The organism is Rhodomicrobium sp. Az07 (assembly GCF_018619475.1).
GTDB lineage: Bacteria > Pseudomonadota > Alphaproteobacteria > Rhizobiales > Rhodomicrobiaceae > Rhodomicrobium.
The window spans coordinates 1-224 of record NZ_JAHFZG010000078.1 but is presented as its reverse complement, the minus strand read 5'-3'; the positions used below and the strand labels follow the sequence as shown (position 1 = coordinate 224).

1 tRNA gene is annotated in these 224 nt (G+C 56.7%); it reads left to right on the top strand.

Features of this window, described 5'->3' with window-relative positions:
• The first annotated feature begins 33 nt into the window (after positions 1–33).
• Positions 34–110 (top strand) — tRNA-Ile (locus KKP04_RS15395).
• Positions 111–224: the final 114 nt, after the last annotated feature.

Sequence of the window (224 nt, the reverse complement as noted above, 5' to 3'; positions counted from 1 at the left end):
GATGAGTTCGCTATGGCATGAGTTTCAACTGCCGGGCCTGTAGCTCAGGTGGTTAGAGCGCACGCCTGATAAGCGTGAGGTCGGTAGTTCGACTCTACCCAGGCCCACCATTTTTGCGCGTCATGAAAACGGCACGTGAAGATGGTACGGCAGGAGAGTTCGGGGCCTTAGCTCAGTTGGGAGAGCGGTAGCTTTGCAAGCTTCAGGTCGTCGGTTCGATCCCG